The 19,949-nt window shown below is 30.1% G+C and carries 16 protein-coding genes; 12 read left to right on the forward strand and 4 right to left on the reverse strand.

Annotation, left to right across the window (positions count from 1 at the left end; all coding sequences use genetic code 4):
* Window positions 1-17: 17 nt before the first annotated feature.
* Together QPK10_RS02390 and QPK10_RS02395 are read right to left on the reverse strand one after the other, a co-directional pair.
* Window positions 18-515, reverse strand: a complete 498-nt coding sequence (locus QPK10_RS02390; protein ID WP_368486439.1) for a methylated-DNA--[protein]-cysteine S-methyltransferase — start codon at window positions 513-515, stop codon at window positions 18-20.
* Window positions 499-879, reverse strand: a complete 381-nt coding sequence (locus QPK10_RS02395; protein WP_368486440.1) for an Ada metal-binding domain-containing protein — start codon at window positions 877-879, stop codon at window positions 499-501. Before QPK10_RS02395 ends, QPK10_RS02390 begins: the two co-directional genes overlap by 17 nt.
* 119 nt (window positions 880-998) lie before the next feature.
* Between QPK10_RS02395 and QPK10_RS02400 the strand changes: the two genes are divergently transcribed.
* The gene (locus QPK10_RS02400) at window positions 999-1,886 is read left to right on the forward strand and encodes a DNA-3-methyladenine glycosylase (RefSeq protein WP_368486441.1); all 888 of its coding nucleotides are present in this window, start codon (window positions 999-1,001) and stop codon (window positions 1,884-1,886) included.
* A gap of 40 nt (window positions 1,887-1,926) precedes the next feature.
* On the opposite strand, the gene QPK10_RS02405 is transcribed toward QPK10_RS02400, so the two are convergent.
* The gene (locus tag QPK10_RS02405) at window positions 1,927-2,973 is read right to left on the reverse strand and encodes a rod shape-determining protein (RefSeq protein ID WP_047791949.1); all 1,047 of its coding nucleotides are present in this window, start codon (window positions 2,971-2,973) and stop codon (window positions 1,927-1,929) included.
* Window positions 2,974-3,104: 131 nt separating this feature from the next.
* On the opposite strand from QPK10_RS02405, the gene rnmV reads away from it, so the two are divergent.
* The 5 genes from rnmV (at window position 3,105) to QPK10_RS02430 (ending at window position 9,107) form a co-directional block, all read left to right on the forward strand.
* Window positions 3,105-3,650: a ribonuclease M5 gene (gene rnmV, locus QPK10_RS02410; RefSeq protein WP_368486442.1), complete on the forward strand. Its 546-nt coding sequence runs from the start codon at window positions 3,105-3,107 to the stop codon at window positions 3,648-3,650.
* A complete protein-coding gene (gene rsmA / locus QPK10_RS02415) occupies window positions 3,634-4,479 on the forward strand; it encodes a 16S rRNA (adenine(1518)-N(6)/adenine(1519)-N(6))-dimethyltransferase RsmA (RefSeq protein WP_368486443.1) in 846 nt (281 codons plus the stop codon). Before rnmV ends, rsmA begins: the two co-directional genes overlap by 17 nt.
* Window positions 4,480-4,482: 3 nt before the next feature.
* On the forward strand, window positions 4,483-5,232 hold the full coding sequence (locus QPK10_RS02420) for a 4-diphosphocytidyl-2C-methyl-D-erythritol kinase (protein ID WP_368486444.1): 750 nt from the start codon (window positions 4,483-4,485) through the stop codon (window positions 5,230-5,232).
* A gap of 55 nt (window positions 5,233-5,287) precedes the next feature.
* Window positions 5,288-7,897, forward strand: a complete 2,610-nt coding sequence (gene polA / locus QPK10_RS02425) for a DNA polymerase I (RefSeq protein ID WP_368486445.1) — start codon at window positions 5,288-5,290, stop codon at window positions 7,895-7,897.
* Window positions 7,898-8,021: 124 nt separating this feature from the next.
* Window positions 8,022-9,107 carry a hypothetical protein gene (locus QPK10_RS02430; RefSeq protein WP_368486446.1) on the forward strand — a complete coding sequence of 362 codons (1,086 nt, stop codon included), beginning with the start codon at window positions 8,022-8,024 and terminating at the stop codon, window positions 9,105-9,107.
* Window positions 9,108-9,134: 27 nt separating this feature from the next.
* Here the strand turns inward: QPK10_RS02430 and QPK10_RS02435 are convergent, their stop codons facing one another.
* Window positions 9,135-9,983 (reverse strand): hypothetical protein, encoded by an 849-nt coding sequence (locus tag QPK10_RS02435; protein WP_368486447.1) that lies wholly within the window; start codon window positions 9,981-9,983, stop codon window positions 9,135-9,137.
* Window positions 9,984-10,131: 148 nt separating this feature from the next.
* On the opposite strand from QPK10_RS02435, the gene mutM reads away from it, so the two are divergent.
* The 6 genes from mutM to budA all read left to right on the forward strand — a co-directional run bounded on the left by mutM (window position 10,132) and on the right by budA (window position 19,907).
* Window positions 10,132-10,962 carry a DNA-formamidopyrimidine glycosylase gene (gene mutM, locus QPK10_RS02440; protein WP_368486448.1) on the forward strand — a complete coding sequence of 277 codons (831 nt, stop codon included), beginning with the start codon at window positions 10,132-10,134 and terminating at the stop codon, window positions 10,960-10,962.
* Window positions 10,963-11,148: 186 nt separating this feature from the next.
* A complete protein-coding gene (locus QPK10_RS02445) occupies window positions 11,149-11,559 on the forward strand; it encodes a hypothetical protein (protein WP_368486449.1) in 411 nt (136 codons plus the stop codon).
* A gap of 112 nt (window positions 11,560-11,671) precedes the next feature.
* Entirely contained in the window at window positions 11,672-15,817 is a 4,146-nt protein-coding gene (locus tag QPK10_RS02450; RefSeq protein WP_368486450.1) for an ABC transporter permease, read from the forward strand.
* Between the two features lie 647 nt (window positions 15,818-16,464).
* The gene (gene fba, locus QPK10_RS02455) at window positions 16,465-17,355 is read left to right on the forward strand and encodes a class II fructose-1,6-bisphosphate aldolase (RefSeq protein ID WP_368486451.1); all 891 of its coding nucleotides are present in this window, start codon (window positions 16,465-16,467) and stop codon (window positions 17,353-17,355) included.
* A 159-nt stretch (window positions 17,356-17,514) separates the two neighbouring features.
* A complete protein-coding gene (gene alsS, locus QPK10_RS02460; protein ID WP_368486452.1) occupies window positions 17,515-19,182 on the forward strand; it encodes an acetolactate synthase AlsS in 1,668 nt (555 codons plus the stop codon).
* A complete protein-coding gene (gene budA, locus QPK10_RS02465) occupies window positions 19,182-19,907 on the forward strand; it encodes an acetolactate decarboxylase (RefSeq protein WP_368486453.1) in 726 nt (241 codons plus the stop codon). Before alsS ends, budA begins: the two co-directional genes overlap by 1 nt.
* Window positions 19,908-19,949: the final 42 nt, after the last annotated feature.

A 19,949-nucleotide genomic window follows, 5' to 3' on the forward strand; every position in this document is an offset into this window, starting at 1 on the left:
AAATTAAAAAATAAATTTTAGTTATTATTTTCAAAATTGAGAAGTTGCTTTTTAATTTCGCCACCGGAACGAAATTTATAAAGGTTATTATTTTTACCAATAACCCGGTGGCAAGGAATTAGTAATAAAATGGGGTTTTTGCCAACAGCACTAGCAACCGCCCGGGTTGCTGTTGGTTGCTTAATTTTTTGGGCGAGATCACTATAAGTAATTGTTTCACCAGTTTTAATTTTAACTAATTCATTTCAAACTTTTTTTTGAAATTCACTGCCAGTTAAATAAAAATCATTTAAAGTTAGTGGTAATAATTTTTTTGCAAAAAAATCATCTAGTAATTGACTAATTTCATTTGGGAGTGGGCTAGATTGGTGTTCTAAAATAAATTTATGGTTATCAAACCATGTTGTAATTTCATCATTTTGTAAGCCAAGATAGCAAATTTTGTCATTAAAAGTCCCAATTGTTAAAGTTAAACCATTTTTTTCTGTATTTCAATACTTAATTATTGATTTCATTTTTAAGATACTCCTTAAATTTAATCCCATGTTGGGCAAGATTTCTTGATAAATAACTAGTATTATAACCTAGTGCTTTTGCACATTGCTCAAGAGTTATTTTTGTTTGACAATTTTTAAGATAGTTTTTAAACTTATCAATTATATTAGTGAGTTGAGGGTTTAGCGGTTCACAACGTTTACAAGGACGAAAATTAGCTAGATTTTTAGAATTTTTTGCAAAAATTAAAATATTATTAAGATTTGGGGCCTTTGATTTACAACTAAAACGACAAAATATTTTTGTGGTTTTAACTGCGTAATAGTAATCATCATTTTCTTGACAATTAATAATTGCTTGGTACTGGTTCATTGTTGGTTTCATTCTATTCGCCATCCTTTAGTTATATTTTACACAATAATAAATGCAAAAGAATTTTTCTTGAATTAGAAGTAAAGTTTTTTCGGTTAATTTGAGATATAGTTAAAGAAGAGGTGATTTGAATGAAAACGAGAATTATGACTAACTATCATTATGATTGAGATAGTAACGAAAAAACTTTCTTTGTTTATCAAGATGATATTTGTTTTCATTATGATCAACAACACCAAACTTTAGTGCTAGCGCTCCCATTTGAAAATGAAATTTTTGTTTTAGAAATTTTTAGTTTAGATAATTTGGTAATTGATGTTTACCATTCCCTACCATTAGGACAAGACCAGAAGGATAATATTTTAAATTATGTTATTGAATTATTAGATTTAAATTATGACTTACCAGGTTTTTATTTATTTAGTGCCCAGGATCCGATTTTAAAGTTAATTTATCAAGATCATCTTGGCTTTCGTGCGTATAGTTATTTAAATTTATATGAAGCATTTATGTGAACAATTATTGGTCAACAAATTAATATGAAATTTGCTTATAGTATTAAAAGTGAGCTTGTTAAAAAATATGGGCGAGCAATTAAACACAAAGATTTAACATTATTTGTTTTTCCGACTCCCAAAGTATTAGAAACAGTAAGTTTTGAAGATTTTCAAAAATTAAGGTTATCTAAAAATAAAATTAATACTATTAAGTTAGTGACAACAATGTTTGTTAACCATGAAATTAGTCAGGAAGTATTTAATAGTTTTTCCACCGCCGCGGAAAAAATTAAATTTATTACTAGTATTAAAGGTTTAGGGATTTGGTCTGCAAACTATATTTTGATTCGATCATTAAAACAAAATGATGTTATCTTATTTAAAGATGTAGGATTAAATAATTGTTTAAAAACCTTACTCAATTTAGAAAAAATTGAAGATAGTTTTTTACTAGCCTTACAAGAACGTTATCAACAGTGGTGTCGTTATGCTGTTTTTTATTTATGAAGAGTGTTGTATTAATTTAAAATAAAAAAAGGATTGCTCATCCTTTAACTCTAATTTAAATTTTATATTCTTTTGCTTCTAATAATTCGATTCTTTCAATAACTGCGCCTAAATTTTTTTCGTAAGTTTTTGCCCCATCAATCACACACATTAGGGGATCTTGGGCGGCTCTAACTTTTAATTGGAAAATTGATTCAAAGTATTTAACAATTCCTCGAATTAATGCGCCACCTCCACAAATTGTGATTCCATTACGAATAACATCTCCGGCTAATTCGGGTGGTGTTTCTTCTAAAACTTCCACTAATAAATCAGTAATTCTTGAGAATGGTGCTAATAACACATTTTTAATTTCTTCTGGTTTGATCATAACTTCTCGTGGTAAACCAGTAATAATATCACGACCAAAAGCACGAATTGGTTTTTCATTAACAATTTTAACCAATGCTCCAATATCTTTTTTGATTTGTTCAGCGGTTCTAATTCCAATTAAAACATTGTATTCTGCCCGAATATATTTTTGGATTTCTTGATCAAAGTGTTTTCCTGCCACTTTTACTGATTTTGACTTAACAATATCCCCAGCTGATAAGATGGCAATATCTGTTGTTCCTCCCCCAATATCTATTACTAAATTACCTTGGGCAAGTCCAATATTAATACCGGCTCCTAATGCGGCTAGTTTAACTTCTTCTTCAACTAAAACATAACTAGCACCCATATCTTTAGCAATTGCTTTTAAAGCACTGCGCTCTAATTCAGTAACACCACTAGGACAAGCTAGGATTACTAATGAATTTTTTCAGATACCAGTCATTTTTAATCTACCAAAAATATGTTTTAATAAGTCTTGTGCAGCATCCATGTCCGAAATAACTCCGTCCACTAAAGGAGTTACCATTTTAATATGATCATGAGTTTTCCCAATCATTTTATAAGCTTCTTCCCCTAATGCTACTAATGAATTACTTAAGGTGTCATATGCCATCATTGATGGTTCATTATAGACAATTCCTTGGCCAGCGACATACGCGACAGTATTTGCAGTTCCTAAATCTAATGCTAAAAATGAATATTCTTTTCCAAATTTATAATTAGCCATCTTTTCTTTGCCTCCTACTCTTATATATAAATAAAATATTTATTTTAATATAATAGTCTAATGTAATTATACTATAAAAATGGTATAAATAAAAAGAAAATATATTGTAACTAGTTTTAGTGAGGGAGAATATGTGAGATAATAATATAATTGTTGTTGAAGGCAAAACCGATACCAATAAAATTCAAAGTATTTATCCAAATTTAACTTGTATAGAAACAAATGGCAGTGCAATTGATGAGCACATCTTACAACACATTAAACAATTAAGTTTAACTCATCAAATTATCATCTTTACCGACCCTGATTATCCTGGTCAAAAAATTCGGCAAATAGTAAGTGACTATCTCGATAATAAGTGCGCGCATGCTTTTATTGATAAGAATCTAGCAATTAAAAATAATAAAGTTGGGATTGCCCAAGCAGATCCAGAAACAATTAAAAAGGCCTTGGCCAGTCTTGTTCATTTTAATTCCAACCAAGAACCAAGTATTTCTTGGCACGATTATATTATTTTAGTAGATACCAAACCAAAACGCGATTATCTTAGTCAAAATTTACACCTTGCAAAAGTTAATAATAAAACTTTGTATAAATGATTAAATTTAATGGGGATTAATAAAACAGAAGTTCAAGAAATTTTAAAGGAGCAAATTAATGATGGCACAGCAAAATAAAGAAATGATGAACCATAATATTTATGCCAAAAAAAAATTTGGTCAAAATTTCTTGACTAATAAACATATTATTAATTTAATTATTGATAGTGTTCTTGATGGTCCTAACCAGGGAATTATTGAAATTGGTCCCGGAATGGGAGCGTTAACAGCGGAAATTATTCATAAAGCAGCCAAAACGGTTGCTATTGAAATTGATGAGAATTTAATTGAATTTCTTATTAATAAATATCAAACTGTTAAAACTTTTAAGGTAATCCACCAAGATATTTTAAAAACAAATTTAGACCAGTTGGTGGGGGAAGAATTTTCTAATCTTCAAGAAGTTAATATTATTTCTAACATTCCATACTATATTACTTCACCAATTATTTTTAAATTATTAAAAATAACAAATCCAAAGGTAAAGTCTTTTGTGCTGATGATGCAAAAAGAAGTGGGGGAGCGAATTTTAGCTCGACCAAATACAAAGAGCTATAATAATTTATCGATTGTTTGCCAATTTTATTGTGATATTGAGAAGGTTACGATGGTTGGCAAAAATAATTTTGTTCCGGTTCCCAAAGTTGATAGTATTGTTTTAAAATTTACTTTTAATAAAAAATACCATGATATAAAAAATGAAGGATCATTTTTAGAATTTATTCGTTCAATGTTTAGTACAAAACGAAAAACAATTTTAAATAACTTGGGTAATTATTTAAAAAATAAAAGCCAAGCAGAAACAATTTTAACTAGTTTAAAATATAATCATAATTTACGTTCTGAAAATTTAACTTTAAATGACTTCTATCTGTTATATAATAAAATTAATGAAGAGGAGTCTTAATAGATGGAAATTAAATCATATGGCAAAGTTAATTTAACTTTAAAAGTTTATAAAAATAATCGAAAACGAAACTTGCATAAAATTAATTCGATTATGTTTCCCTATCAAGAACTATTTGATATTATTACTGTTAAAAAAAATAATACTCAGCAATTTAACTTTCAGTGTAATCTTTTGGAATTAAATAATAATGAAAATACAATTGTTAAAGCCTACCAAGCTTTCTTACAAGAATTTCCTGAATTTAAGGAAATTGGGATTGATATTTTTTTAGATAAAAAAACACCAGTTGGTTCTGGGTTAGGTTATTCCAGTAGTAATCAGGTCGCAACCATTAAACTATTATGTCGCATTTTTAAAATTGATTTTAATAGTAAAAAAGTTTTAAATTTAATTAAAAGTTTATCTTGTGATGCCTTATTTTTTTATTATCAAAAACCAGCTCGTCTTTTAGGTTATGGTAATCAGATTCATCTATTGTCTAAACACCAAATTACAAAGTATGAAATCCCAAATTGTAAGGTAATCATTAGTAATATTCCCTCAATTACCAAGGATGTTTATGCTGAATTTGATTTGGATTATTCATATTATAAAAAAAGAAATCGGGTTTTTCCCGAAAAATATTTCAACATGTTAGAAAAACCAGCGTTAAAAATTAACCAAAAATTAAAAGAATTCCACCATACTTTAACAAAACAATATAGCCATGTTTTATTAGCTGGGAGTGGGGGGTCATTTTTGGTTTGATAATCACAACTATTTTGAAAGATATCCGCTATAATTAATTTTAAAGGAGAGTGGCAAAGTGAATAAAGTTTTATTAATTGATGGGAACTCGTTAGTGTTCCGGGCTTTTTATGCAACAGCATATGGGGGAGAAATGTTAAAAAGTATGGACGGGACACCGACCAATGCTGTGTATGCTTTTGCCAATATGTTAAATAAAATCTTAAAAGAAAATAACTATTATTCGGTAGTTGTGGCGTTTGATAAAAATAAAAAGAATTTTCGCCATGATTTACTAGCGAATTATAAGGAGGGGCGTAGTAAAACCCCACAGGAATTAATTACCCAGTTCCCAATTGTTAAAGAATATCTGGATAATTATAATATTCCTTATTTAGAACAAGATGGTTATGAAGCAGATGATTTAATTGGGTGTTTATCAAAATTAGCCGAAACTGAAAATTATTATGTTGACATTTTATCCAGTGATAAGGACCTTTTCCAATTAATTTCTCCCAAAACTAATGTGCTAGTAACTAAGCAAGGAATTTCGAATATTGAAATTATTGATGAAAAAGCTTTGCACGAAAGATGAGGGATTACTCCGAACCAAGTTCCTGACTTAAAAGGATTGATGGGTGATCCTTCTGATAATTTAAAAGGAGTACCTGGTGTTGGTGAAAAAACCGCGATTAAATTAGTTAAAGAATATGGGAGTTTAGAAAATTTATATCAACATATTGATGAAATTAAGGGAAGTTTGCATAATAATTTAGCTATGGCAAAAGATGATGCTTTATTATGCAAACAAGTAGCAACAATAGTTTGCGATGTGGCATTAACTAATTTTAGTTTTGTTCCCCTTCATCCTGACCATAACAAATTAATTGATTTTTATTTAAAATATAATATGAATTCGTTTGTAAGCAAATTATTTAATGGGAAAGAAGAAAAGATTAATGATCAGTTAAAAGTTAACATTATTGAAGAATGAAAGAAAGATTATCAAGCGGACCACAATGTTGTTTACTTAGAACTTTTTGATGAAAACTACCATTTATCTGAAATCATTGCCTTTGCAATTATTAATAGCCAGGGTATTTTTTACTATGATTTTAACATTGCTAAATTTGACCAAGCATTTTTAGAATTTTTAACTGATTCAAAATTCGAAAAATGAACATATAATGCAAAAAGTTTAATTGTTAGTCTACACCGTTCAAATATTAGTATTAATAATATTGCTTATGACATGATGCTGGCTGGTTATGTTTATAATTCTAATATTAAGAATTCCTTTGATTCTTATATTAAGTTGTTTTCTAATAAACAAATTTTAAGCGATGAGTTATTTTATGGAAAAGGGGTTAAAAAAGAAATCCCGAATGATTTAACGCGATTAAGTCATTTTATTTGTGAAAAAGCTAATTATATTTATACTCTGCATGACCAAATTATTAATTTATTAAAAACAAACGAACAATATGAGTTATATTATGATATTGAATTACCAACCGCTTTTGCATTAGCTCAAATGGAAATTAACGGGGTTAAAGTTGACCGTGAAGAATTACAACGCCAAACCTTACGAATTGAACAAATTGTTAATAATTTAAACCAAGAAATTAATACAATGAGTAATCGCGAAATTAATCCTAATTCGCCAAAACAGGTTTCGGAATTATTATTTAAAGATTTGGCTTTACCAGATTATAAAAAAGGGTCAACTGCCCAAGAAGTTTTGGAAGGAATTAAGCTAGCCCATCCAATTGTGGCAAAAATATTAGATTATCGGAAATATCAAAAACTGTATTCAACATACTTAAAAGGAATGGAAAAATACATTTTTAAAGATGGCAAAGTTCATACAATTTATAAACAGACATTAACAAACACCGGACGGTTATCTTCTGTCGAACCTAATATGCAAAATATTAGTATTCGTGATGAAGTTCAGCGAGAAGTTCGCAAAATTTTTACTGTTTCTAACAATAATAATATTTTATTATCTTGTGATTATTCACAAATTGAATTACGAATTCTAGCTCATATGTCAAAAGACGCTGATTTAATTGCCGCCTTTAACCGGGGCGAAGATATTCATACCAATACAGCGATGAAAATTTTTAATTTGTCCAAAGAACAAATTACCCCAAATATTCGCCGCAGTGCTAAGGCCGTTAATTTTGGGATTATCTATGGGATTAGTGATTTTGGGTTAGCGAATGATTTGAATATCTCAGTGGCGAAAGCAAAAGAAATTATTGCTAATTATTATAGTCAGTTTCCAACTATTAAGAAATTTATTGATACCCAAGTTGAATTTTGTAAAAAAAATGGGTATGTTACAACAATTTTTAACCGGAAACGTTATGTTCCAGAGATTAATGATCATAATTATATGCAACGAGAATTCGGAAAGCGTGTCGCAATGAACATGCCTATTCAAGGAAGCGCCGCAGATATTATTAAAATTGCTTTAAAAAATATTGACCAAAAATTTAAAGAATTACATTTGCAATCAAAAATAATTGCTCAAATTCACGATGAATTAATCTTTGAAGTTGTTAAAGATGAACTAACGCAAGTGCAAACTATTGTTAAAGAACTGATGGAAAATTCGACAAAACTGGATGTTAAATTAACTGTTGATATGAAAACTGGTTATAGTTGATATGAATTAAAATAACAAGATTTATTAATTAGGATAGATAAATAATGAAAAATCTTGTTATTTTTTAACAAAAATAATTTAAAAATTATATAATTATTTTTGTTGTTATTTTATTGTAAAGATAGAAAAAAGGAGATTTATGCAAACAAACAAGAATATCGTTAGTCCGATTCCATTTGCAATTGTTGGTGTCGCGCTAGGTTTAACGACCTTAGGAACTGGTTGAACATTATTTGCTAACCAGGGTGGGGGTTTTAGTTTTGAAGCAAATTGAGTGCCCAAATTAACAATGACCCTTGCATGTTTATTTGTATTACTAGGAATTATTAAAATGCTGGGTGATCCAAAGTGAACATGAAACCATTTGTTGAAAGATGCTGTTGCCTCTTCTCATTTTGCAGTTTTTCCAATGGTAATTATTTCAATTGGAGCGTTTATTTTAGGATACCAAGATAAATCCGCAACTGGTGCTTACTTACATTCCGGAGGAGTATATTACTTTGGATTAATTGTGTGATACCTGGGCTTAATTATTCAGCTTTCACATTTTCTATTTTGATTTATTTTAAAATGTTGAACATTCAAATGAGCTGATGTGGATGCCTCATGGTATGTACCACCTGTGGGAATTGCGGCAGCTAATGTGATTCCTGCCCAACAATTGGGTGATCATTACACATTATTTTTACAAGTATTGTGGTACATTGTTTTTGCAATGTATATTATTGCAACTCCAATCATTTGATACCGTTATTTATTTATTAAAGGACATGATAGTGAATTACCATCAATGGGAATTTTAACATCTGTGCATTCACTGATGTTAGTATCTTATTTCTTTGATTTTAATGATACTCCCCAAGAACATCCAAGTTTTATGATTATTTTAGGATCATTCTCACTGGTTATGACTTTAATTGTATATATCACAATGTTTAAAACATTCCGTACCAAATGGTTTAATCCGGGATTATCGGGATACTCATTCCCATTAGCGGTGTCAGCTGTTGGTCGAATTATTTTTGGTGAGTACCTAGCAAAATTAGTAACAAATCCAACAATGCAAAACGAGTTATTAACTACTTTTAAATACTGAGCATTAATTGAATTAATTATTGCTACTGGTGTCTTTATTTATTTAATTGCCGGATTTGGTTATTTATTAGTAACAGGTTATATGAATTATTTTAAAAATAACAAACAAGCAACAAAAGCAAAGGCTTAAAAAAAGTATCTATTGAATAGATACTTTTTATTTTAGTAATTCTTTAATTTTTTCTTGGTTTAAATGTTGATCAAAAATCTTATCATAATCCACCCGGTATTTATGGGCAATTTGTTTAATTTTACTTTTCGCTTCATCATCGGTCATCGTATCACCAATATTTGGGTATAAATCAATAATTCGATCAGCTAATTGCACAAAATCTTTTTCTAAGCTATTGAAAACAATTTCTTGAAAGCGGGTGCTAATCGCGGTAGTAATATTAATATAATATTTTTCCACATCCTTAGTTTTAATTAATTCTAAACAATTTCGGTAAATAATTGGTAGATAATAATCACAAATAAAGCGGATGGTATGTTCGCGAAAACTTAGGACTCATTTTGCATAATATTCATCTGAAAGATCATTGGTAATTTCTCGTTCTTCATTTAGTTTTTCAAAATTAGGAATGATGAATTGGTTTGTAATTTGGGAAAAAATTGTTGTTAAAAGTAAGTTAAGGTTAGTATCTAGTAAGTATTGGTATAATTCACGATATTGTTGATCACTATTTTGCACTAGTAAGTTAATAATATCTTGGTAGTCGGACTCTATAATATCAAGGTTAAAAACAACTTTACTATTTAACTCTTTAACTGGGTAAGTTAATGGCAATTTTTCAAAATATTTTTTATAAAATGGTCGGTTAATTGCTTTTTCTAGTAATAAATGTTGATGATTATCCGTTATTTTATCAACAGTTATTTTGCGGTTTAGTGTTCTTTGGCGTTTATATTTTTGATTCCGAATTCTTGTCATTAAGGGTTTGTATAAGGCAATTGTAAAAAGAATTAATGCGACAATTACCAATACGGCAATTCCTCAATCAGGCATAAGTTCACTTCCTAACTATAGTTAATATATTAATTATATCTTAATATTTTTTAAACATTATAATTTCTGTTTTTTTCTTTTTGGACAAATAGATAGTTTAATATTTTTTTACTATAATATAATTAAAGTAGAAAGTGAGTATTACATTATGCCAGAATTACCAGAAGTTGAGACAGTCAAACGAATTTTATTAAAAAATATTAAGGGGATGACAATTACTGATTGTTTAATTTTTACTAATAAAATTATTAAATATCCCACTGTTGATGAATTTAGCCAACAAATTATTGGCCAAACTATTAACAATATTGAACGAAAAGGTAAACATTTACTTTTTATTTTAGATGATTATGTTTTAATTAGTCATTTAAGAATGGAAGGAAAATATTATTTTGTTGATAAAAATAGTGACGGGGATTGAAAACACATTATGGTTGCTTTTGAATTAAATAAGCAATACCAATTACGTTACCATGACACCCGTAAATTTGGAACAATGCATTTATACCCTAAAAATATCTATTTAACTACCCCACCACTAAATAAACTAGGATTAGAACCATTTGACCCTCGTCTAACAGTGGAATATTTGCAACCACGGTGAATGAAAAAAACCCAACCAATTAAAACAACATTATTAGAACAAGATACGATTGTGGGAATTGGTAATATTTATGCGAATGAAATCTTATTTGAATCACGAATTCATCCCGGTGAAAAAACAAAAAATTTAACCATATCTGATTATCAAAATATTATTGATAATACGCGCAAAGTTTTAACAACAGCAATTAACGAAGGGGGGACAACCATTGCAACCTATCATCCTGAACCTGGTGTTGATGGGAAGTTTTTACAGCATTTAAAAGTTCATGGTCGTGCCAACCAGCCGTGTTATGTTTGTCAAACTTTAATTACCAAAGATTTTATTAATGGTCGGGGAACATATTATTGCAGTAATTGTCAAAAGTTAAAATAAAATTACTAAGAAAATTAAAAAAAATTATTAAATTTAATATTTTTAAGGTAATATTTATGTGAGGTTTATTAAAATAACTATTATATTTAACAAGTCAATTACTATTTAGTAGGAAACAGATATTAATACTTTAAGATAATGGTTAGTAAACATAGTTTATTGGACATGTAAAGAAGGTAGAAATTTATGGGCGGTAATTTTGAATTATCATTTATTTGAGGTTATTATTTTTTATCAGCATTAAGAGTTAATGCCCTTTTTTCGCAGATTATTATTAATCGTAATTCTGATTTAAAATTAATTGAGTTTCGTCCAAAAACATTTTCAGAGTTTATTAACCAAGCTTTTTTATATAATTTCTTAGTTATTTTATTATTTTCAAATAATTGGGTAATGCTGTTTTGAGAAATGATTAACGATATTGCTGAAACAATTGAAAAATGTCCTTTTAACGAAGGACCATTATTCTTTAGTAAGGATAATTATAAAGAAGAAAGTCAATCATACTGTCGCAAACTTACTAATTTTAATTTTTTAAATTTTATGCAATTTAAACTAATTAATGCCCAAGAAAATGATCTGGTGTTACTAATTTAATAATTGTTATTTTAAAATAAGTTACTATTATTCTATTTTTCATAATGGAAAAATATCTTTTTTGAGTATGTTTTTAAATTATTACAGTTATTAAACTAGGGGGAATATTACAATGAAGATTAATAAAAAAAGCCATCGTCCAAATTTTATGCGGGGTGTAAATTTATTATTTAAAAATGTTTTTAAAGATGTTTTTAAAAACTGAATCCAAGTTATTATTTTAACTTTTTTAATTATAATTAGTGCCGTCGGGTTTACTGTTTTACAAACAACAACAACCCGGATGAAAGGTGAATATAATATTGCAATCAAGGAAGGTCGTTTACATGACGCTATTTTTGAAGCTGACTTTGCTAGCAAAACTTCTGATCCTGATAACCCATTAGGCCCGGATGTTTTTAATGATTATGGTGTGAAGGGAAATTATAACCAACGGGTACTGCATGAAATTCAAGAAACTTTTAACAGTTTATATCCAAGTGTTTACAATACTTTCGACTATATTCGTCGCGAAACACGTTTATTCGATAAAAAAATTGCTAATGAAAACTATTTATTTAAAGCAATTGCATATGGAAATAAAAGTAACCTAACTCCCAATGGGAAAATTCCTTTTACGCCAACAGTTGATAACTTAATTATCACTGCGCGGGGAACATATGTGAATGGTCAACAATATGATGGTCATCTTTATGGAGGAATGAATATTGATAGTACTGGTGCAGCCACAAGAGCAGCTGAAGATGATGTTGTTATTGACCCTATTTTCGCACGACAAAATAATCTTGCCCTGGGAGATTATATATGTCCCCAGTTAGATGATGGAAAGTTAACTTGTGATCCTACTAAAATTGATCCTAAAACAACTGTTCCATTAAGAATTGTCGCCTTTGGATATACTCCTGACTTTACCTATCCAATGGTTGACCCAACTACCGTGTTACCAGATACGAAAAAAGATGCCTTAATTTATGTTAATCCTCAAATGTTTGGATTAGTATGAAGTGATGCTGACCCAGCCAATGATTATCCAATGGAATATTGAAAACAATATCCCACAAATGATATGATGGCGTTATCATCAATTGCCGATAAAGAAACATATTATTCAATTAAAATAAATGATCCGCGCATTACTCCAGAAGCTTTAAATAAGCAAATGAACTATTACATGACGCTTGCAGCTGGAAATAAGGGAAAATATATTTACCGGATTTATGATCAAAATTATCGTTTTAGTCCCCGCACTTCAATGATGAATGATATGACAGCCTTATATACCACAGCATTAACAATCGGGTTAGTTATTATTTTAATTATTGCCTTCTTTATCATTGTGTTACTAATTAGAAAGCAAATTACTTTTGCACGTCAACGAATTGCAACATTAAAATCACTAGGTTATGATAAACTAACGGTAATCGGAGCTTATAGTGCTTATCCGTTAACAATTGGTATTATTGGGGGCTTAATTGGGTGGTTTATTGGAACAGCTATTCAAAATTTACCAGTAAATGCTTTTCAAAAATTCTTTGCAATGCCATTTGGTGGCTTCAATTGAAGCGGGGGGGCTTTTGCAATTGCTGTCATTCTAATTACTGCAGTACTTGTTTTAATTACCTTCTTTACCGGATGATTTACAATTAGTGGTGATGTTTTAAAATTATATGCTGAGCAAAAACAAACAAAATTAGTCTCAACAATCCAACGAACATTAACAAAAATTAATCCGCGTCGTAGTTTCCATGTCCGCTTCCAAATTGCAATTTTTACAAAATCATTAGGACGAATGATGATAACTTTTATTGCCTTAATTATTGGGAGTGCCTTGATTACCGCTGCAATTTTTGCTCCCAAATCATTGACAACAATGATTGATAAAACTTATAAAAATAAGGATTATCAAGGAGTTTCTCATTATGAATTACCAATTTGAAATTCCCCATTATCAACTTACCGAACATATGATTTATCAGTTGGAAACCATGATGACAATCCATTTTTAGGACAAGATGCTATTAATGGTAAAATTGCTCCTTATAACTTGTTACCAGTTCATATTGACCCTTATATTGTTAATACTGATTTAGAATTAGCTAAAAATAATGTATTAATGTCAGTTATTGGGTCAGGCCAATTACAGAATTCAAATTGATTGCTTTATAATAAAGATTATATTCAATCAATGATTACTGCTGAAAATGCTGGATTATATAATGATCCTAGTGTTGCACCATTTGCTTATATTACTTGTTCAATTGCCCTTCCCGATTATTCAAGTGTGATTGCGGGAACAATGTCAACTTATGAATTTGCTTTAAAATATGCGCAACCTGATCCCAACGAGCCAGGAAAAATTATTTGATACCAAATAGTTGATACGAACGGAGTTCCCCAAAAAATTACCGACCGGGATGGCAACGAAATTGCAATTCCTTCTAATGTCAATTTAAAAGCAATGTCCGCAGGAGTATGTAGTTATGAAGGAGTGTTAACAAGATCACCATGATTTGTCCGGGAAAGATTATCAAGTCCGGATCTAAACCTTCAATATGGAATTGGGTTTGGAGCGATTCCTTATAATCCTAATACTGACCAGTCAGCGATTTATTTCAATCCGATTATTAAAAAAATTAATAACCATAATAATATTGATGGGAATAAAGATAGTATTGATGGTTATGGAATTAACCCTCATAACTATTATGTTGATAACAATGGGAATCCCCATTATCTAAATTTAACTAATTTATATGATGAACATGGTCATAATTTAATTAATAATTTAGAAAATTACCAAGTTGATTTAAGTAACCCAAATGCTGTCTTACCAGTGGTAATTAATCAAGCGCTTGCGAAAAAACTAAATATAAAAAATGGTGATGTTTTAACAATTGCCCCAAATAATGATACTTTACAGTATTACAATGGAACGCGGGTTAGAAACTATGAACCATTTAATGTCAACGGAACCAACACCTCTGATTTAGATTACACAAGTATTCAAAAAGGTTTTGGTGGTAATTCAATGACCCAACAGTTACGAGATGCCTTTTGGCCAAATCAAAGTACTGTTAAAGTTGGTGGTGATACATTTGATTTAGCAATTCAGCCATATATGGACAGTGTGCAATCATCAAGTGGGAGTGATTTAGCATATAAAGGTGAACACCGCTTATATTACTCAAATAATGCTCAAAACCAAACAACAATGGGTCATTTGATTTATGAAAATAAATTGTTTACTAGTCCCATTACCAAAGAACAACAAGTACAAGTGGTTGGAATTGATGAAGACTACGGTAATGGTAAAATGTATACTTTAAATGAACAAACCCATTTTAAAAATTTAGATAATATTAAAGATGGGAATGGTGATTTGGTTGGTCCCAAATTATATGCCGAAAGAATGTTAAACTTTGATAAGTTACGTGATTATTTAGTTCCGATTTTTAACCTAAGTAATTTAAATGCGCCAACATTAAATTATACAGCAGGTTTATATAATAGCTATCTTTATGGAAACGCATATGATTCTAGTACCCAAACAATTGATTTTAAAATTGTTAATAGCTGATCTACTTCCGAAAAACTGGAATTTTATAATCATCTCCGCTTGTTTGATTCGTTATATCCAGTTTGAAACGCCAAATTTACAACTTCTACCGCCCTTGATGATGTCCAAAGTAGTATTGGCCTTCATCAAAATGTAGGAGACTATACAAGATTAACACTTGGAGGGGGACAAGAATTTGGCCCTGGCGCGGACTTAACAACAATGTATCCACAATATGGTTATGCCGGATTAACTTTTGATGCTTTATTATCTCAACAATTACATGTTATTGAAAGCTTTGTTAATTTAATTACAATTGCCTTATATTTCTTCTTAGCAATTGCAATTGCAATCTGTTTTATCATTATTGTCTTTACTGCTAATATGATTATTACAGAAAATAAACGATTAATTTCAACCATGAAAGTGTTAGGTTATCGAAATCGCGAAATCACCAAAGCAATTCTAGGAATGTACTTCCCAGTTATTGTTGTTGGTTTAGGACTAGGAATCCTAGCTGGTTGATTCATTTATGCGGCAGTCGTCGGTATGTTAGTTGGTTGATTTGTCTTACCAATTATTAAAACATGGTGACTATTTGTAATCATTATTGCAATTGTCTTAGTAACTTATACTATTTCATTACTTGGTGGTTATATTTCATTAAAACGGACTCGTGTCTTAGATGCTTTACAAGAATAAAATTAAAAAACCCAACTTGAAATCAGGTTGGGTTTTATTTATTTTTAAATTATTATTAAAAATAAAAATAACCTCAAGCGCTAACTTGAGGTCTAGAAAAAACTATGAAAAAACTATTTACGAACGGAAACTCATTATTTAACCAGGTAAAGGAGGCCCTTCCAAACCCTGGAACAAATTTCTATCCACTATATGTTACCATATAGCATTTTTATCATAGCATAGTAAATTCTAAAATAAATAGATTTCATAAATATGAAAAAAATTAATTTAATAAATTTAAAACCTTTTATTTATTGAATTTTTTAAGATACTGAATATTTAAAATCTTAAAAAACAAAACAAATTTGAAAAACAAAAAACACAGTTATACTGTGTTTAGAAAAAATTATGAAAAACTATTTTGAACGGAAACATATTGTTTGGTTAAGATTTTATCTTAACCTGTCTTTATGATAACATATTTTGTAAAAGTGTGTAATTTTTCCCAAAAAAAGCAATAATTTTTTAATTTTATTTGCAAAATTTTGAAAAATATGTGATATTTTTTAAAACTTTGTTAATTCTTATTTTTTCCCGAGATTTATTAGGCAAAAGGTTTATAATATTAATGTTAAAGTTAAATATATAGAAGGAGAAAAAACAATATGGCAAGAAAATATCATGCAAGATTAGTAAATGCTAAAGGAATGGTTGACAAAGCTCATCAAAACAAATATGCTGTTGGTCATTTTAACATTAATAATCTAGAATGAACAAAAGCATTATTAGAAGTGGCCCAAGCAACTAACACGCCAATTATTTTAGGAGTATCAGAAGGTGCTAACAAATATATGGGAGGATTTAAAGTTGTTGAAGCAATGGTAACTAATTTATTAGATTCTTTAAATATAACTGTTCCAGTTGCGTTGCACTTAGATCATGGTCAATCAGTTGAAAGTTGTAAAGCAGCGATTGATGCTGGATTTTCATCAGTAATGTATGATGGAAGTCATCACCCATTTGAAGAAAACTATAAAAATACCCAAGAAGTTATTGCCTACGCAAATGCTCATGAAGTTTCAGTAGAAGCGGAAATTGGAACAATTGGTGGTGAAGAAGACGGGGTTATTGGAGCCGGTGAAATTGGTGATCCAGCTGAAGCTAAAAAAATGGTTGATTTAGGAGTTAGTTTTTTAGCTGCTGGAATTGGGAACATTCATGGACCGTACCCAAAAGGATGAAAAGGATTAAATTTTGAAGCATTAGAAAAAATACAAGCGGCAGCTCAAATTGGAATGGTATTACATGGAGGTAGTGGAATTCCGCAAGAACAAGTGATGAAAGCAATTTCATTAGGGATTAGTAAAGTAAATGTTAATACTGAATTACAAATTGCTTTTGCAGCAGCCACAAGAAAATATATTGAAGAAGGTAAAGATAAACCAGAAAATGGTAAAGGATTTGACCCTCGTAAATTATTACATCCCGGTGTTGAAGCAATTAAAGAAACTTTTAGTGAATTAACTGGTTGATTTGGTTGCAAAGGTAAAGCTTAGGAATTAAATTTTAGCGGAGGCATTTTTACTAAAATAATTTTGGTAAAAATGTTTTCTTTTCGCTAATTATTTTTATTTTAAAATTATGAACCATAAAGTTTAAAGTAAAAATAATTAAGACTATAATTAAAATTGAATTAGAAGAGAAGGAGGAATATTATGGAAAATAAAAAAATTACTGGTGCTGATATTGTTGTTGATACTTTAATTAACCAAAATGTTGAATATATTTTTGGGATTCCCGGTGCCAAAATTGATAAAGTTTTTGATGTGTTATTAGACCGGGGACCAAAATTAATCTTAACTCGTCATGAACAAAATGCAGCTTTTATTGCTGGGGGAATTGGTAGAATTACTGGGAAACCTGGGGTTGTTTTGGTGACTAGTGGCCCAGGGGCTTCCAATTTAGCAACCGGTTTAGTTACTGCGAATGCGGAAGGGGACCCCATTGTTGCAATTGCGGGGAATGTTTCTCGTGCAGATAGTTTAAAAAGAACCCACCAATCAATGGATAATGCGGCCTTATTTGCTCCAATTACTAAATATAGTAAAGAAGTAGTGCACCCTGATAATATTTCAGAAGCCTTAGTTAATGCCTTTCGGGAAGCAACTTCACCACGAAAAGGAGCCACTTTTGTTTCTTTACCCCAAGATATTGTTAATGCAACTGATTTAAAAGAAACCGCAATTTTGCCTTTTAATGAACATGATTTAGGACCAGCTGAGGAATCAAAAATTGATCAGTTAATAATAGAAATTAAAAAAGCAAAATTACCAGTTTTATTATTAGGAATGCGTTCTTCAAGTCGGGAAGTGACAACAGTAATTCGTAAGTTATTAACAAAAACAAAAATTCCAGTTGTGGAAACTTTCCAAGCCGCGGGAGTGATTTCACGAGAATTAGAAACTTGTTTTTATGGTCGTGTTGGTTTATTTAAAAACCAACCAGGAGATATCTTATTAGACCAATCAGATTTAGTAATTGCGGTTGGTTATGATCCGATTGAATATGATCCTGTGGTATGAAACCATGATAAAAAATCAAAAATTATTCATATTGATGAAGTAATTGCGGATATTGATAATTATTACCAACCAGAATTAGAGTTAATTGGCAATTTGCCAGCAACACTAAATAAATTTATTGATAAATTTGAAGGGCTAACATTAGATCCAGCCGAAGATAAAATCTTAAATGATTTACACACGAGACTAATGGCTAGTCAAAATGCTAAAAGTACAAGTGATAGCAATTTAACGCACCCTTTACAAATTATTAATACCCTACGGGCTTTAATTGATGATAAGGTTACAGTAGCAGTTGATGTTGGTTCAATTTATATTTGAATGGCGCGGCACTTCCGTTCATATGAACCACGAAGACTATTATTTAGTAACGGGATGCAAACATTAGGAGTCGCCTTACCATGGGGGATTGCTGCTTGTTTAGTTCGTCCGGGAGAAAAAGTAGTTTCCATGTCCGGTGATGGGGGATTCTTATTTTCGGCAATGGAATTAGAAACTGCGGTGCGACTAAATTTACCACTAGTGCACTTAATTTGAAATGATGGTTACTTTGATATGGTGGCCTTCCAACAAAATATGAAATACAATCGTACTTCGGCTGTTGAACTGGGACCAGTTGATTTTGTTAAATATGCCGAAAGTTTTGGAGCCATTGGTTTGCGAGTTAACCACCCCAGTGAATTGCAAAGCGTTTTAGAACAAGCGTTAGCTGCAAACAAACCAGTTATTGTTGATATTCCAGTTGATTATAAAGACAATATTTTATTAGCTAAAACATTACTTGATAAGGAGATTTACTAATGAAAAAAAATTATTCGCAATTATATCAATATTCAACAATTGCTAGTTTATTTGCCGGGAACTATGATGGTTCAATTACTTTTAAAGAATTATTAAAACATGGCGATTTTGGGTTAGGAACTTTTGACCATTTAGATGGAGAATTAATTGTTTTAGATGGGAAAGCCTACCAATTAAAAGCTGATGGTAGTGTCCACAATGTTAAACCTGACTGAACTTCTCCGTTTGCTTCGTTAAGTTTTTTCAAAGCGGATAAAACATTTACTTTGGAAAAAACAGTTACTCTCGAAGAGTTAGAAGCAATTATTAGTGAACATTTTCCTAGTAAAAACATCTTTTATGCTTTAAAAATTACTGGTTATTTTGAAGAAATTTCAACCAGAACAGTAGCCTATCAAGAAAAACCATATCCAACTTTAATTAATGCAACTAAAGATCAGGGAGTTGCAAAATTTGAAAAGTTACAGGGTACATTAGGTGGTTTTTGAACTCCTGAATTTGCTAATACAATTGGGGTCCATAACTACCATTTGCATTTTTTAGATGATAGTAAAACTAAGGGTGGGCATGTTTTCAATTTTCAATTAGTAAATCCCACTGTTGAGATTTCTTATTTAACAACAACACTCTTAGTGCTACCAAATAATGAAGAATATTTAACGGCGGATCTCGAAAATGAAAATTTACAAGCAGAAATTCATGCTTCTGAACGACACCGAGGATAAAAAAACAATGTTTTAGAACATTGTTTTTTTATTTATTTGTTA

Origin of the sequence: Spiroplasma sp. DGKH1 (genome assembly GCF_040940205.1) — a bacterium.
Taxonomy (GTDB): Bacteria; Bacillota_I; Bacilli_A; order Mycoplasmatales; family Mycoplasmataceae; genus Spiroplasma.